The sequence below is a fragment of the Muribacter muris genome (assembly GCF_004569585.1).
Classification (GTDB): Bacteria; Pseudomonadota; Gammaproteobacteria; order Enterobacterales; family Pasteurellaceae; genus Muribacter; species Muribacter muris.
The window spans coordinates 1-389 of record NZ_SPPA01000078.1 but is presented as its reverse complement, the minus strand read 5'-3'; the positions used below and the strand labels follow the sequence as shown (position 1 = coordinate 389).

Genomic DNA, 389 nt, shown 5'->3' with positions numbered 1-389 from the left:
CCTTGAACCCGGCGAACGCCGTACGGTCCCCGAACCAGGCGAACGGGAGGTGGAACCAGTCGCGCACACCGCGCTCGCGCAGCCACACGCGCTGCATCCGGGCCGCCTCGCGCTCGGTCACACCGGAGCGCAGCTGACCGGCGACCGCCTCCGCGCAGGCGTAGGCGAGGCGCTGAACCTCTCTGAACCCGCGCAGCTCCGGGGTGTTGGTGTCCTGCACTGCCTTGGCCAAGCCGGTCATGCCACCGTCCGTTCCCTGCCGTGTGCGGTACGTGCCCGTAACGTGACACTGATGAATGTGACAATGTCCGGCGGCTGCGTCAAGGGGTGCGCACGGCCTGTGGAAAACCCCGGCTCCGCGGTGGATCCACGGCGCATCCCCCTACGGG

Annotated in this window: 1 protein-coding gene; it reads right to left on the bottom strand. The window is 69.7% G+C overall.

What is annotated here, in order from left to right; all coding sequences use genetic code 11:
- The coding region (locus E4T80_RS12685; RefSeq protein WP_135058727.1) for a M24 family metallopeptidase at nt 1-241 on the bottom strand (241 nt) is incomplete at its 3' end.
- Nucleotides 242-389 lie beyond the last annotated feature (148 nt).